This is a genomic window from Pseudomonas sp. GL-R-26, assembly GCF_019947365.1.
Lineage (GTDB): Bacteria > Pseudomonadota > Gammaproteobacteria > Pseudomonadales > Pseudomonadaceae > Aquipseudomonas.
This window is the reverse complement of sequence record NZ_JAGYGI010000022.1, coordinates 1-14,080: the sequence shown is the minus strand read 5'-3', so window position 1 is coordinate 14,080 and position 14,080 is coordinate 1. Positions and strand designations below refer to the sequence as shown.

Below are 14,080 nucleotides of genomic sequence, written 5' to 3'. Positions count from 1 at the left end.
GGGAAGCGGGTTTTGTTTTTTGGACCTGCCCCTCTTTGGGTCTTTTTCTCAAGTATTTAAGTTGCCTTCTATGCTCAAACGCCTTGCCTGGCTGGCGCTGTGTGTCTGCGCCCCGCTGTTCGCCGCGCCTCAGATCGGCCCACAACGTTTGCAGCAATTGGCCAACGACCCTTTCTGGATATCCCTGGGCCATTACGAAAGCGCCAAGCTCGGCGGCTGGCGCAGCTATGTCAGTGACCGGAAATTCTTCCTCGCCCCTGACGGCAATGAACATCCGGACCATGAACTGGCGGCGACTGTACAAGCCTTGTACGCCCCGGCCAGTGCCGGTGAAACACATGCTCAATGCGTCTACCCGGCCCGCACCCGCTGGCTGAAAGAACAACTCGGCCTGACCGGCCTGCCGACACCGGACTGCGCCGGGTTCAAGCAATGGTTCAAGGACGTCTCGCCCGACAGCGCGGTGATGATCTTCCCGGCGGCTTACCTGAACAGCCCGTCCTCAATGTTCGGCCATACCCTGCTGCGCATCGACCAGGCCGAAGTGAAGAGCGACAAGACTTCGCTGCTCAGTTACGCGATCAACTTCGGCGCCTACATCGAGGGCTCGGACAACAGCATCCTCTATGCCTGGAAAGGCCTGATGGGCGGCTATCCCGGCCTGTTCGCGATGGTGCCCTACCAGGAAAAACTCTCGGAATACCGCAGCCTTGAAAACCGCGACCTGTGGGAGTACCGCCTGAACCTGACCCAACAGGAAACCGCGCGCATGGTCGAGCACGTCTGGGAGCTGAAGCAGATCAAGTTCGACTATTTCTTCTTCGACGAAAACTGCTCATACCGCTTGCTGGAACTGCTGCAAGTTGCCCGCCCGGGCCTGCGCCTGACCGAGCAATTCCCGCTCACCGCCATCCCGACCGACACCGTCAAAGCCGTGAAAAATGCCGGCTTGGTGGAGTCCATCCAGTATCGTCCGTCCCGGGAGCGCGAACTGCTCAGCCGCGCCGAGCCGTTAAATCCTGAAGAACAGCAATGGGTGCTGAAAGTCAGCGCCGATCAGAAACAATTGCAGGACCCGGCGTTCAAGGCGCAATCGCGCGACCGTCAGGCGCTGATCATCGATGCCGCCTATCGTCTGGAGCGTTACCGCGCCAACGGCCAGGAACGCGACCCGGCGCGCGCCCAGCGCAGCTTCGAACTGCTGCGGGCAATCAACCAGAACCCGGCGCCGGAGCTGGATATCCCGCAACCGGGCCTGCCTGAAGACGGTCACGAGTCCCGCACCTGGCAGCTCGGCGTCGGCACCCGTGGCGATAAAGCCTTTGGCGAGTACGGCTTGCGCATGGCTTATCACGACCTCAATGACAACAACGAAAGCTTTCCCCTTGGCGCGCAGATCGAAATCCTGCAGTTGAAACTGCGCCAGTACGAAGGCAATGAATGGCAAGTGCAGCAACTGGACCTGGCAACCATTCGCTCCCTGACCCCGCGAAACGAGCTGCTGCAACCGCTGTCATGGCAAGTCACCGGCGGTCTGGAGCGGGTGCCGGGCAAGCACGATGACCAGACCCTGGTCAGCCACGTCAACGGCGGTGGTGGTGGCACCTGGCAACTGGGTGATGACACGCTCGGCTTTGCCCTGGGCACCGTGCGGATCGAGCACAACAACGACTTCGCCGCGTTCATTGCCCCGGCTGCCGGGTTCAACAGCGGTGTGTTGTGGAAAAACCCGCTGGGCAATTTGAGCCTGGAAGCCAAGGGCGACTTTTTCACCAATGGCGAAGTACGCCGTAGCCTAAGCCTGAATCAGCAATGGGAAATATCCCGCAATCTCGGACTGCGCTTGAGCGCCCAGCGCGAGTTCAGCCATTTGGCGACGGCCGAGAACGAAGTGATGCTGGAGCTGAAGTGGTATCACTACTGACCTGACACACCACTCGCTCCCACAGGGGCTGTGTGGTGTTCGACGAAATGCCTGCACACCTTTCACAACCACCCGACGAATCCACTTCTAGACTTTATCTATGGGCCGCGTATCGGCTTGGGAGAGTGAGATGTGGTGGTATGCGGGATGGCTGGGTGTAAAGCCTGGCAGCAGCAGAAAGATCAGGACGCCGCCCGGGCCTATCGCTCGCCATAAGTCGCTTTCAGACATCCAGTGAAACCAAATGCCTGAGACCATGGCCCAAACCCTATACCGGGAGAATTCCATGAGCCGTGCCTTCGTCAATGAAGATAACGCCGCCGCGCAAGCCGATCAGCCTGTCGAACGGCAGGTCAGCGCGCAGCCCAATTACGTCACGCCGCAAGGCCTGAACCTGTTGCAGGGAAAAGTCGCCGAACTGCAAACCCTGCACGCCGAACAATCGGCAAAAGGCGAGCAGGCCGACAAGCAGCGCCTGGCGGATCTCGAACGTGATTTGCGTTACTTCAAGCAGCGCCTGGGCAGCGCTCAGGTGGTACCCGCCGCGACTTCGACCGAGAAAGTGCAGATCGGCAGTTGGGTGACCTACGCCGATGAACACGCCACCGAACGCCGGGTACAACTGGTGGGCGAGGATCAGGCCGATGCCGCCCACGGTCTGATCAATTGGGGTTCACCGCTGGGACGGGCACTGCTCGGTGCGCGACTCAACGATGAAGTGCTGTGGCAGCGTCCCGCCGGGGATCAACTGATTGAGGTGATCCGTATCGAACCGGCTTAGACAATGCCTTGGGCGAGCATGGCATCGGCGACTTTGACGAAGCCGGCGATGTTGGCGCCCTTGACGTAGTTGACCCGGCCGTTCTCCTCACCGTAATGCACGCAAGCGTGGTGAATCGACTGCATGATCGCGTGCAGCTTGCTGTCCACTTCGCCGCCGGTCCATGCCAGACGCATGGCGTTCTGCGACATCTCCAGCCCGCTCACCGCCACACCACCCGCGTTGGACGCCTTGCCCGGCGCAAACATAATGTCGGCTTCGATGAACAGGTCCACCGCCTCAAGGGTGGTCGGCATGTTCGCGCCTTCGGCCACGCAGATGCAGCCATTGCGCAGCAAGGTGCGAGCGGCTTCGGCGTCCAGTTCATTTTGCGTCGCGCACGGCAAGGCGATGTCGCAGCTCAGGCTCCATGGCAGCTCACCTGCGCGGAACTCCAGGCCAAAACGGCCAGCCAGTTCACGGATGCGCCCGCGCTGTACATTTTTCAGTTCCAGCACCGCTAGCCATTGCTCCTCGGTCAAGCCGCTTTCGCAATACAGCGTGCCTTCGGAGTCGGACAGCGAAATCACCTTGCCGCCCAGGTCCATGACCTTGCGCGCCGCGTATTGCGCGACGTTGCCGGAGCCGGAGATCGCTACGCGCTTACCTTCCACGGCCAGGCCGCGGCGCTTGAGCATTTCTTCGGCGAAGTACACGCAACCGAAACCGGTGGCTTCCGGGCGAATCAGGCTGCCGCCGTAGCTTGGGCCTTTGCCGGTCAGCACGCTGGTGAACTGGTTGCTCAGGCGCTTGTACTGGCCGAACAGGAAACCGATTTCCCGTGCACCGACACCGATGTCCCCGGCCGGCACGTCAACGTCGGCACCAATGTGGCGGTACAACTCGCTCATGAAGGCCTGGCAGAAGCGCATGACTTCCGCGTCGCTTTTGCCTTTGGGGTCGAAGTCCGAACCACCCTTGCCGCCGCCCATTGGCAATGAAGTCAGGGAGTTTTTGAAGGTCTGTTCGAAGGCGAGGAATTTCAGGACGCCCATGTTCACCGACGGGTGAAAACGCAGGCCACCCTTGTACGGGCCGATCGCGCTGTTCATCTGGATGCGGAAACCACGATTGACCTGGACCTTGCCTTGGTCGTCGACCCACGACACACGAAACACCACAGCCCGCTCCGGCTCGCAGATGCGCTCCAGAATGCCCGAGGTCAGGTAATGCGGATTGGCTTCAAGAAACGGCCACAGGGTACGCAGGACTTCTTCGACAGCCTGGTGAAATTCGGGTTGATCCGGGTCGCGTTTTTTCAGGCGCGCAAGGAAGCATTCGACGGATTCGATCATGGAAAAGTCTCGGCAAATTTATTGTCGTTGGAGGAGATTGAGCCGGACTGTAACAAACGATTCGCGCACAGGAACAGCGCAAAATGTCGCACTTATGAAATTAAATGGTGCACAGGATATAAATAATCCTGTTTTTTGAGCATTTTTTGCACCTGAACAGGGATTCGCAATTCAAGTTATGCACCATTAGAAACACCGCTTTCGCGAGCAGGCTCGCTCCCACAGGGGATCTTCTGCTGAATTGAGATTTGTGCCTTTCACAAAACCCTGTGGGAGCGGGCTTGCTCGCGAATGGCGCGACTCGGTGTCATTGAAAAAACGCAAAAAAACGGAGCCCGAAGGCTCCGCTCTTTATGCAACCAACCCGAAATCAGGCCAGTTTCTTGTGCCGTACACGATGCGGCTGGGCAGCCGCTTCGCCGAGGCGCTTTCTACGGTCGGCTTCGTACTCGGTGTAGTTACCTTCGAAGAACACCGCTTGCGAGTCGTCTTCGTACGCCAGGATGTGAGTCGCGACGCGGTCAAGGAACCACCGGTCGTGGGAGATCACAATGGCGGCGCCCGGGAAGTCCAGCAGGGCTTCTTCCAGGGAACGCAGGGTTTCAACGTCGAGGTCGTTGGACGGTTCGTCGAGCAGCAGGACGTTGCCGCCCTCCTTCAGGGTCAGGGCCAGGTGCAAGCGACCGCGCTCACCACCAGACAGGTCCTTGACGAACTTCTGCTGATCGCCACCCTTGAAGTTGAAGCGACCGACGTAGGTACGCGACGGGATCTCGTAGTTGCCGATGCGGATCTGGTCGGAACCGTCGGAAATCTGCTGGAACACGGTCTTGCTGCCGTCCAGGTCTTCGCGGCTCTGATCCACGCAAGCAAGCTGCACGGTTTCACCGACTTCGATGCTGCCCGAATCCGGCGTTTCCTTGCCCATCAGCATGCGGAACAGGGTCGACTTACCGGCACCGTTACCGCCGATCACGCCAACGATGGCGCCTTTAGGCATGGAGAACGACAGGTTGTCGATCAACACGCGATCGCCGTAGCCCTTGGTGACGTTCTTGAATTCGATGACCTTGTCGCCCAGGCGTGGACCAGCCGGGATGTAGATCTCGTTGGTTTCGCTGCGCTTCTGGAATTCCTGCGACTGCATTTCTTCGAAGCGTTGCAGACGAGCCTTGGATTTCGACTGGCGGGCCTTGGCGCCTTTGCGCACCCACTCCAGTTCTTCCTTCATGGCTTTTTCGTGGGCCGACTGCTGCTTGGATTCGGCAGCCAGACGATCGGACTTGGCTTCCAGCCAACCCGAATAGTTGCCCTCGTAAGGAATGCCCGCGCCGCGGTCGAGTTCCAGAATCCAGCCTGCAACGTTATCCAGGAAGTAACGGTCGTGCGTGATCGCGACCACGGTGCCCGGGAAGTCGTGCAGGAAGTGCTCAAGCCAAGCAACGGAATCGGCGTCCAGGTGGTTGGTCGGTTCGTCGAGCAGCAGCATGTCCGGTGCGGACAGCAGCAGGCGGCACAGGGCCACGCGACGTTTTTCACCACCGGAGAGGAATTCGACCTTGGCGTCCCAGGCTGGCAGACGCAGTGCATCGGCGGCGACTTCCAGCTGGCGATCGAGGTTGTGACCGTCGCTGGCTTGCAGGATCGCTTCGAGCTTGGCCTGTTCGGCAGCCAGTTTGTCGAAGTCGGCGTCTTCTTCAGCGTAAGCCGCATAGACCTCGTCCAGGCGCGCCTGGGCGTTCTTGATCACGCTGACCGCTTCCTCGACCACTTCACGCACGGTTTTGGTCGGGTCCAGGATCGGCTCTTGCGGCAGATAACCGATGTTCAGCTCCGGCATCGGGCGGGCTTCGCCGTCGAATTCGGTGTCAACGCCAGCCATGATTTTCAGCAGCGTGGACTTACCCGAACCGTTGAGGCCGAGTACGCCAATCTTGGCGCCAGGGAAGAAGGACAGAGAAATGTTTTTCAGGATTTCCCGCTTCGGCGGAACAACTTTGCCCAGCCGATGCATGGTGAATACGTATTGAGCCATGGAGAACCTAGGGTCAGTGACTGATGAATGATTGGAGCGCAGGCAATGCCCGGCCAGACCGTGCGCGTCGTCCATAAGAGGCGACGCTGAAAAAGTCTGAGTCTAGGAGCTGGAACGCTCCCGCGTAACCGGCAAAGCTACCTTAATGACAGATGGCAGTCCAGCCGACGGGCTGGGGCTGGCACTTCGCCACAACTCAAGGCATGCTAGCCGCCCTTCGGGCGTCCGGCTTATAGTGCACGTCGCGCCAGTCCAGCCAAACCGCAGGATTACAGCTTGTCCATTGTCCCTCCGCCTCTGACTTCAAGTGCGCCGGCCACAGCGCCCGGCGCCCCCCTGCGCGGGACCTTGAAGGGCACCTTGGCGACACTCGTATTATTGTTGTTGGCCCTGCTGTTCTGGCAGTTGCTCGACCAGTTGCGGGAAACCCAGAAGAACCAGCGCCAGTACACCATCGACTACACAGCCGATCTGGCCGCGCAGGTCAGCCTGAACATGGCGCTCAACGCGCAGATCGCCCTCAACCTGTTGCCGATCGTCGAGCAACCGCAGGGCGCCGATGAATTGCAGGCCCTGTTGCGCAAGCTGCAACAGTCGCTGCCAGACCTGCGCAGCCTGGCGTTGCTCAGCCCCTCGGGAAGAGTCATCAGTGACAGCGCTCCCGACAGCGATGACAGAGACTACCTGGGTGAACTGGTACGCCGCAGCCACGCCCAGGCGCACTACTTCAGCAATGCCACCGACGGTTCCGTGGTGCATTTATTGTTGCATCAGGCCAGCGGCAGTTCCCGAGGCTATTGGGTCTTGCGCCTGACACCCACCTTCTTTTCGTCCCTGACCAAGCAACGCGAGGCCGACGGCCGCCCGTTGTGGCTGGTGGAAAACCGTATCAATCATCAGATCATCAGCCGCGACGAAGCGCAGCCCTCGGTCAATCCGGGTACGCTGACCGAGGACGATGTCGCCAACAGCGTGCTGACCGTTCCGCTGAGCAGCAGCGATTGGCAACTGCGCGGTTTGTTCGACCGTCAGCGCGTGCTGGAAGAGCTGCTGCCGGCGTTCATCGGCAAATGCCTGCTTGGCCTGGCGTTTTCCATGCTGCCGTTCCTCGCCTTGCTGAACATGCGCCGGCGTCAGCGTCAGTTGAATGAAGGCCGTCGGCGTTATCAGGACATTTTCGAAGGCACCGGCGTGGCCTTGTGCGTCCTCGACATGTCCGGACTCAAGGTCTTTTTCGACAAGGCGCAACTGCAGGGCAGCGAGCAACTGCAAGCGTGTCTGGCGATCCCGGAGCAACGCCGGTCATTGCTCAAGGAACTGCGGATCACCGAGGTCAACCAGGTAGCGTTGCAACTGCTTAATGTCGATAGCGCCGACAAAGTTTGGAAACTGCTGATCGACGGTAAACCGCAGGACGGCACCGCCATCGGCAACCAGGTGCTCGACGCGATGCTCAACCAGCAGCAACAGCTTGAGCTGGAAATCAAGCTGCAGGACGCCAGCGGCCGCGACCAGCACCTGTGGCTGATGCTGCGCCTGCCGCAAACCCCGGACGACTATAAAGCGGTGATCCTGAGCATCACCGACATCACCAGCCGCAAGCTCATCGAACTGTCGCTGCAGGAGCGCGAAGGGTTTTGGTCGGACGTGGTGCGCACCGTGCCGGATCACCTGTATGTGCAGGATGTGATCAGCCAGCGCATGATCTACAGCAACCACCATCTGGGCCAGACCCTGGGTTACAACCGCACCGAACTGCACCAGATGGGCGAATACTTCTGGGAAATCCTCCTGCATCCCGAAGACGCCGACTATTACCATCGCTCCCGTCAGATCCAGCGCCAGGCCGGTTATCGCCAGTTGATGCAGTGCCAGTTGCGCTTCCGCCATCGGGACGGCCAATGGCGACGCTTCGAGATTCGCGAGCAGGCACTGGCACGGGACAAGAACGACCAGGTCACTCGGATCATCGGCGTGGCCAAGGACATCACCGACCAGATCGAAGCCAGCGAATCCCTGCGCGACAGCGAGCAGCGCTACCGGATGCTGGCCGAAAGCATCAGCGACGTGATCTTCTCCACCGACAGCCGCCTTAACCTCAATTACGTCAGCCCTTCGGTACAAGCGGTGCTGGGTTACGACGCCGAGTGGATTTTCCAGAACGGCTGGCAATCGACCATCGCCAACCCGCAACAGCTGACCGGCATCTACCAACTGATGGACCGGGTCAGCAAAGCACTGGATCAACCGGACCGACTGGCGCTGCTGCGCAGCCAGGTGCAAACCCAACTGTTCCTGTTCGATTGCCTGCGGGCCGACGGGCGCAAGATCCCGATCGAACTGCGCCTGGTATTGGTCTGGGACGAACACGGTACGTTCGAAGGCGTGCTCGGCGTCGGCCGCGACATCAGCCAGCAACGCCGGGCCGAAAAAGACTTGCGCATGGCCGCCACGGTATTCGAACACTCGACCTCGGCGATCCTGATCACCGACCCGGCCGGCTACATCGTCCAGGCCAACGAAGCCTTCAGTCGTGTCAGCGGTTACGCCGTGGAACAGGTCCTCGACCAGTTGCCGAACATGCTGACGGTCGACAACCAGCAGGAAGCCCATCTGCGTTACGTACTCAAGCAATTGGGCCAGCACAGCACCTGGGAAGGCGAAGTCTGGCTCAAGCGTCGCAACGGCGAGCATTACCCGGCCTGGGTCGGCATCACCGCCGTGCTCGACGACGAAGGCGACCTGGCCAGCTATGTGTGTTTCTTCAGCGACATCAGCGAGCGCAAGGCCAGCGAGCAGCGGATTCACCGCCTCGCCTACTACGACGCCCTGACCCACTTGCCCAACCGTTCGCTGTTCCAGGACCGCCTGCACACGGCACTGCAATCGGCCGAACGGCAGAAGTCGTGGGTGGTGCTGATGTTCCTCGACCTCGACCGTTTCAAGCCGATCAACGACTCCCTGGGCCACGCCGCCGGCGACCGCATGCTCAAGGAAATGGCCACGCGCCTGCTCGGTTGCGTCGCCGATGACGACACGGTGGCGCGCATGGGCGGTGACGAATTCACCTTGCTCCTGCAACCGCGAGCCAACCGTGAAATCGCCTTGAACCGGGCGATCCATGTGGCCGAACAGATTCTTGCCAGTCTGGTGAAACCCTTCGTGCTCGAAGGCCGCGAGTTCTTCGTCACGGCCAGTATCGGCATCGCCCTGAGTCCGCAGGACGGCAACGAACTCAGCCAGTTGATGAAGAATGCCGACACGGCGATGTACCACGCCAAGGAGCGTGGCAAGAACAACTTCCAGTTCTATCAGGCGGACATGAACGCCAGTGCGCTTGAACGTCTGGAGCTGGAAAGCGATTTGCGCCATGCCTTGGAACAGAACGAATTCGTGCTGTATTACCAGCCGCAATTCAGCGGCGACGGCAAGCGCCTGACCGGCGCCGAGGCACTGTTGCGCTGGCGCCATCCACGCCGCGGGCTGGTGCCGCCGGGGGATTTCATTCCGGTGCTCGAAGAGCTCGGGCTGGTGGTGGATGTCGGCGACTGGGTGATCAGCGAAGCCTGCCGTCAACTCAAGGCCTGGCATCAGGCCAGGGTACGGGTGCCGAAGGTGTCGGTGAACATCTCGGCGCGGCAGTTCTCCGACGGCCAGCTCGGTACACGGATCGCTACCATCCTCAAGGAAACCGGCCTGCCGCCGGCATGCCTGGAACTGGAACTGACCGAAAGTATCCTGATGCGCGAAGTCAGCGAGGCGATGCAGATCCTCGACGGACTGAAAAACCTCGGACTGAGCATTGCGGTCGACGATTTCGGTACCGGTTACTCATCGCTCAACTACCTCAAGCAGTTCCCGATCGACGTTCTGAAGATCGACCGCACCTTTGTCGATGGCCTGCCCAGTGGCGAGCAGGATGCACAAATTGCCCGGGCAATCATCGCCATGGCCCACAGCCTGAACCTGGCGGTGATCGCCGAAGGCGTGGAAACCCATGAGCAGCTCGACTTCCTGCGTGAGCATGGTTGCGATGAGGTTCAGGGGTATCTGTTCGGCCGACCGATGCCGGCGAGTCGGTTTGAGGCGCAGTTCAGTAATGATGCGTTGTTCATGCTTGACTAAGCGCTCTTGTGGCGAGGGAGCTTGCTCCCGCTCGAGTGCGTAGCGCTCGCAAGATTTGGGGCCGCTTCGCAGCCCAGCGGGAGCAAGCTCCCTCGCCACAAACACTAAAAATCCCACGCATGAACACCACTTGTCTGCGACATGATGCCGTTTCATATGCCATCTAAAACCCATTGGGTTAGAATGCCCCCCTTTTCCGCCCCCGATCCCTGAGGACCGCCATGTTCAGCCGTGATTTGACTATTGCCAAGTACGACGCCGATCTCTTTGCCGCCATGGAGCAAGAAGCTCAGCGCCAGGAAGAGCACATTGAGCTGATCGCTTCGGAAAACTACACCAGCCCTGCGGTGATGGAAGCTCAAGGCTCGGTACTGACCAACAAGTACGCCGAAGGCTACCCGGGCAAGCGCTACTACGGTGGTTGCGAGTACGTAGACATCGTCGAGCAGCTGGCTATCGACCGCGCCAAAGAACTGTTCGGCGCCGATTACGCCAACGTTCAGCCGCACGCCGGTTCGCAAGCCAACAGCGCCGTTTACCTGGCCCTGCTGTCGGCCGGCGACACCCTCCTGGGCATGAGCCTGGCCCACGGTGGTCACCTGACCCACGGTGCAAGCGTCTCGTCTTCGGGCAAGCTGTACAACGCTATCCAGTACGGCATCGACGCCAATGGACTGATCGACTACGACGAAGTCGAGCGCCTGGCCGTTGAGCACAAGCCAAAAATGATCGTGGCCGGTTTCTCTGCCTACTCGCAGATCCTCGACTTCCCGCGCTTTCGCGCAATCGCCGACAAGGTAGGTGCTTACCTGTTCGTCGACATGGCCCACGTGGCCGGTCTGGTCGCCGCTGGCGTCTACCCGAACCCGGTTCCATTCGCTGACGTGGTGACCACCACCACCCACAAGACCCTGCGCGGTCCACGTGGCGGCCTGATCCTGGCTCGCGCCAACGCCGACATCGAGAAGAAGCTGAACTCCGCGGTATTCCCGGGCGCCCAGGGCGGCCCGCTGGAGCACGTGATCGCGGCCAAGGCGATCTGCTTCAAGGAAGCGCTGCAGCCTGAGTTCAAGGTTTACCAGCAGCAAGTGGTGAAGAACGCCCAGGCCATGGCCAGCGTGTTCATCGAGCGCGGTTTCGACGTGGTTTCCGGCGGTACTGAGAACCACCTGTTCCTGCTGTCGCTGATCAAGCAGGAAATCTCCGGTAAAGACGCAGATGCCGCTCTGGGCAAAGCGTTCATCACCGTGAACAAGAACTCCGTGCCAAACGACCCACGCTCCCCGTTCGTCACCTCCGGCCTGCGCTTCGGCACCCCGGCTGTGACCACTCGCGGCTTCAAGGAAGCAGAGTGCAAGGAACTGGCCGGCTGGATCTGCGACATCCTGGCTGACCTGAACAACGAAGCGGTGATCGATGCCGTTCGTGAGAAGGTCAAGGCCATCTGCAAGAAGCTGCCGGTGTACGGCGCTTAATCAGCCCGCTAGACCGCAACTATAAAAACCGGCCAGAGATGGCCGGTTTTTTTTCGCCCGTTTAATTATTCAACCGGGGGAAAGGCTCTATATCGGGCTTATCCATCAACTGGTAAGACCGGTCATGCCAATTTTCTAATTTTTACTTGCGAACACCCAAAAACAGCGCTTAGACTGCGCCTGCATTGGACATACCGGTAAGACCACAATAATTAAGTCCTGAATCTGATGTGCTCCGCACACGGCAGCCAGGACACCGACCAGGATTCCTCCCATGCTCAGATGGTGCTCGCGTTCAATCTTCCTCCAAGTGGTTCTCGGACTGGTGCTCGGCATCGTCTGCGGGCTGACCCTTCCCGAATACTCCGCTCAGCTCAAACCGCTCGGTGACGGTTTTATCAAGCTGATCAAAATGCTCATTGGCTTGATTGTGTTTTGCGTAGTGGTCAGCGGTATCAGCGGTGCCGGCGACCTGAAGAAGGTCGGCCGTATCGGCCTCAAATCGGTGATCTACTTTGAAGTGCTGACCACCATCGCCCTGGTGATCGGCCTGGTGTTCGCCTTCAGCACCGGCATCGGCAGCGGCGCAAACATTCACCTGGAGCAGCTTTCCGCAGCCGACATGGGCGACATTGCCCAGCGCGGCCAGCACATGCACACCACCACACAGTTCCTGATGGACTTGATTCCGACTTCGGTGATTGGTGCCTTTGCCGATAACAATATCCTGCAGGTCCTGCTGTTTTCAGTGTTGTTCGGCAGCGCACTGAATCTGGTGGGCGAGGCGGCGTCGGGTATTTCACGGCTGATCAATGAACTCAGCCATGTGATCTTCCGCATCATGGGCATGATCGTGCGCCTGGCGCCGATCGGTGTGTTCGGTGCGATCGCCTTCACCACCAGCAAATACGGCCTGGACTCGCTGCAGCACCTGGGCAGCCTGGTCGGCCTGTTCTACCTGACCTGTACTGCCTTCGTGGCCTTGACTCTCGGCCTGGTGATGCGCCTCTCCGGCTTGAAGATGTGGCCGTTGCTCAAGTACCTGCGCGAAGAACTGCTGATCGTCATGGGCACCGCTTCGTCCGACGCTGTGCTGCCACAAATCATGCGCAAGCTTGAGCACCTGGGCATCGGCAGTTCGACGGTCGGGCTGGTGATTCCAACGGGTTACTCGTTCAACCTCGACGGTTTCTCGATCTACCTGACCCTGGCCATCGTGTTCATCGCCAATGCCACCGGCACGCCGCTGGCGATGACCGACCTGCTGACGATTCTGTTGGTATCGTTGATCACCTCCAAAGGTGCCCACGGCATTCCGGGCTCGGCGCTGGTGATTCTGGCGGCCACCCTGACAGCCATTCCGGCCATTCCGGTGGTGGGTCTGGTGCTGGTGCTGGCCGTGGACTGGTTCATGGGCATCGGCCGGGCGCTGACCAACCTGATCGGCAACTGTGTGGCGACCGTCGCCATTGCGCGATGGGAAAAGGACATCGATGTGGAGCGGGCGAACAAGGTACTTTCGGGTCAGGCGGGTTATACCTTCCAGCCGAGAAAACCGGTTGCTCAAGCGGCAGCCAAAGAATTCTGAATGACCGCCGTGCCTGCCGACCGCAGGCACGGCTCATGGAGCGAACAAGTGATTACCTCATCAACCGTCGTCAACTCAGTGGTAGAAAAACTTCGGGCCGCTTTGGCCCGTGGTCAGTGGCGCTCCGGCGAAATGCTGCCGGGGCAACGCGATCTGGCCGAACAATTGGGCATCAGCCGCCCGAGCCTGCGTGAAGCAGTCATCGTTCTGGAAACCCTCGGTCTGGTGCGCTCGATGCCAGGCAAAGGCGTCGTCGTACTAGAGGCCAATCTCAGCGATGGCCAGTCCCACGACAGCGCGGTGGCCGCAGCGAGCCTGGAAGACGTGCTGCAACTGCGCTACACCCTGGAGCCATTCATCGTCGGCCTCGTGGCCCAATCCATCAGCAGCAAGGAAGTCGGGCAACTGCGCCTGACCCTGATGGACATGCGCGAAGCCCTGGAGGCCAATGACAGTGAAGCCGGCGTAAGCGCCTACATCGCGTTCCACGAAGAGCTGTTCACGCTGACGTCGAACCCGATCTTCCAGAGCGTGGTCCAGCAAACCAGCAATGCCCTCAAGCAAAGCGCCGAAGTGTTGCGCAACTCCCCGGAGCATTTGGCTGAACGCCTTGAAGAAAACGAAGCCGTGGTGCGGGCGATCCGCAACAAGAACAGCGCCCAGGCCAGCGCCGAGATGCGTCGGCACATTTTGCGCGAAGGCCAGCGCATGGGCATCGAACTGAACATCCCGGAAGACAACCTCGGCAGTTGAAACCTCTTCGAACTGGAGATTGGCCATGAACAGCTTCGCCTCGCCACAAACGCTCGCCACCCTGC

Annotated in this window: 8 protein-coding genes; 6 read left to right on the top strand and 2 right to left on the bottom strand. The window is 59.9% G+C overall.

Annotated features, from left to right (window positions below):
- Positions 1 to 70 precede the first annotated feature (70 nt).
- Both KGA96_RS21175 and KGA96_RS21170 read left to right on the top strand, forming a co-directional pair.
- Positions 71 to 1,924: a DUF4105 domain-containing protein gene (locus KGA96_RS21175; protein WP_223514874.1), complete on the top strand. Its 1,854-nt coding sequence runs from the start codon at positions 71 to 73 to the stop codon at positions 1,922 to 1,924.
- 286 nt (positions 1,925 to 2,210) lie between these two features.
- Positions 2,211 to 2,705 carry a GreA/GreB family elongation factor gene (locus tag KGA96_RS21170; protein WP_046041763.1) on the top strand — a complete coding sequence of 165 codons (495 nt, stop codon included), beginning with the start codon at positions 2,211 to 2,213 and terminating at the stop codon, positions 2,703 to 2,705.
- Here KGA96_RS21170 and gdhA read toward each other — a convergent pair.
- Together gdhA and ettA are read right to left on the bottom strand one after the other, a co-directional pair.
- Positions 2,702 to 4,039 carry an NADP-specific glutamate dehydrogenase gene (gene gdhA, locus KGA96_RS21165; protein ID WP_223514871.1) on the bottom strand — a complete coding sequence of 446 codons (1,338 nt, stop codon included), beginning with the start codon at positions 4,037 to 4,039 and terminating at the stop codon, positions 2,702 to 2,704. The two genes, KGA96_RS21170 and gdhA, sit on opposite strands and share 4 nt — an antisense overlap.
- Before the next feature lie 370 nt (positions 4,040 to 4,409).
- Positions 4,410 to 6,074, bottom strand: coding sequence for an energy-dependent translational throttle protein EttA (gene ettA, locus KGA96_RS21160; RefSeq protein ID WP_046041761.1), 1,665 nt, complete (start codon positions 6,072 to 6,074; stop codon positions 4,410 to 4,412).
- Positions 6,075 to 6,350: 276 nt separating this feature from the next.
- Between ettA and KGA96_RS21155 the strand changes: the two genes are divergently transcribed.
- The 4 genes from KGA96_RS21155 (at position 6,351) to KGA96_RS21140 (ending at position 14,015) form a co-directional block, all read left to right on the top strand.
- Positions 6,351 to 10,199 (top strand): EAL domain-containing protein, encoded by a 3,849-nt coding sequence (locus KGA96_RS21155; protein WP_223514869.1) that lies wholly within the window; start codon positions 6,351 to 6,353, stop codon positions 10,197 to 10,199.
- Between the two features lie 221 nt (positions 10,200 to 10,420).
- Positions 10,421 to 11,674: a serine hydroxymethyltransferase gene (gene glyA, locus KGA96_RS21150; protein WP_046041759.1), complete on the top strand. Its 1,254-nt coding sequence runs from the start codon at positions 10,421 to 10,423 to the stop codon at positions 11,672 to 11,674.
- A gap of 274 nt (positions 11,675 to 11,948) precedes the next feature.
- Positions 11,949 to 13,262 (top strand): C4-dicarboxylate transporter DctA, encoded by a 1,314-nt coding sequence (locus tag KGA96_RS21145; RefSeq protein WP_223514866.1) that lies wholly within the window; start codon positions 11,949 to 11,951, stop codon positions 13,260 to 13,262.
- A gap of 48 nt (positions 13,263 to 13,310) precedes the next feature.
- Positions 13,311 to 14,015 (top strand): FadR/GntR family transcriptional regulator, encoded by a 705-nt coding sequence (locus KGA96_RS21140; RefSeq protein WP_046041837.1) that lies wholly within the window; start codon positions 13,311 to 13,313, stop codon positions 14,013 to 14,015.
- The last annotated feature ends 65 nt before the right edge of the window (positions 14,016 to 14,080 follow it).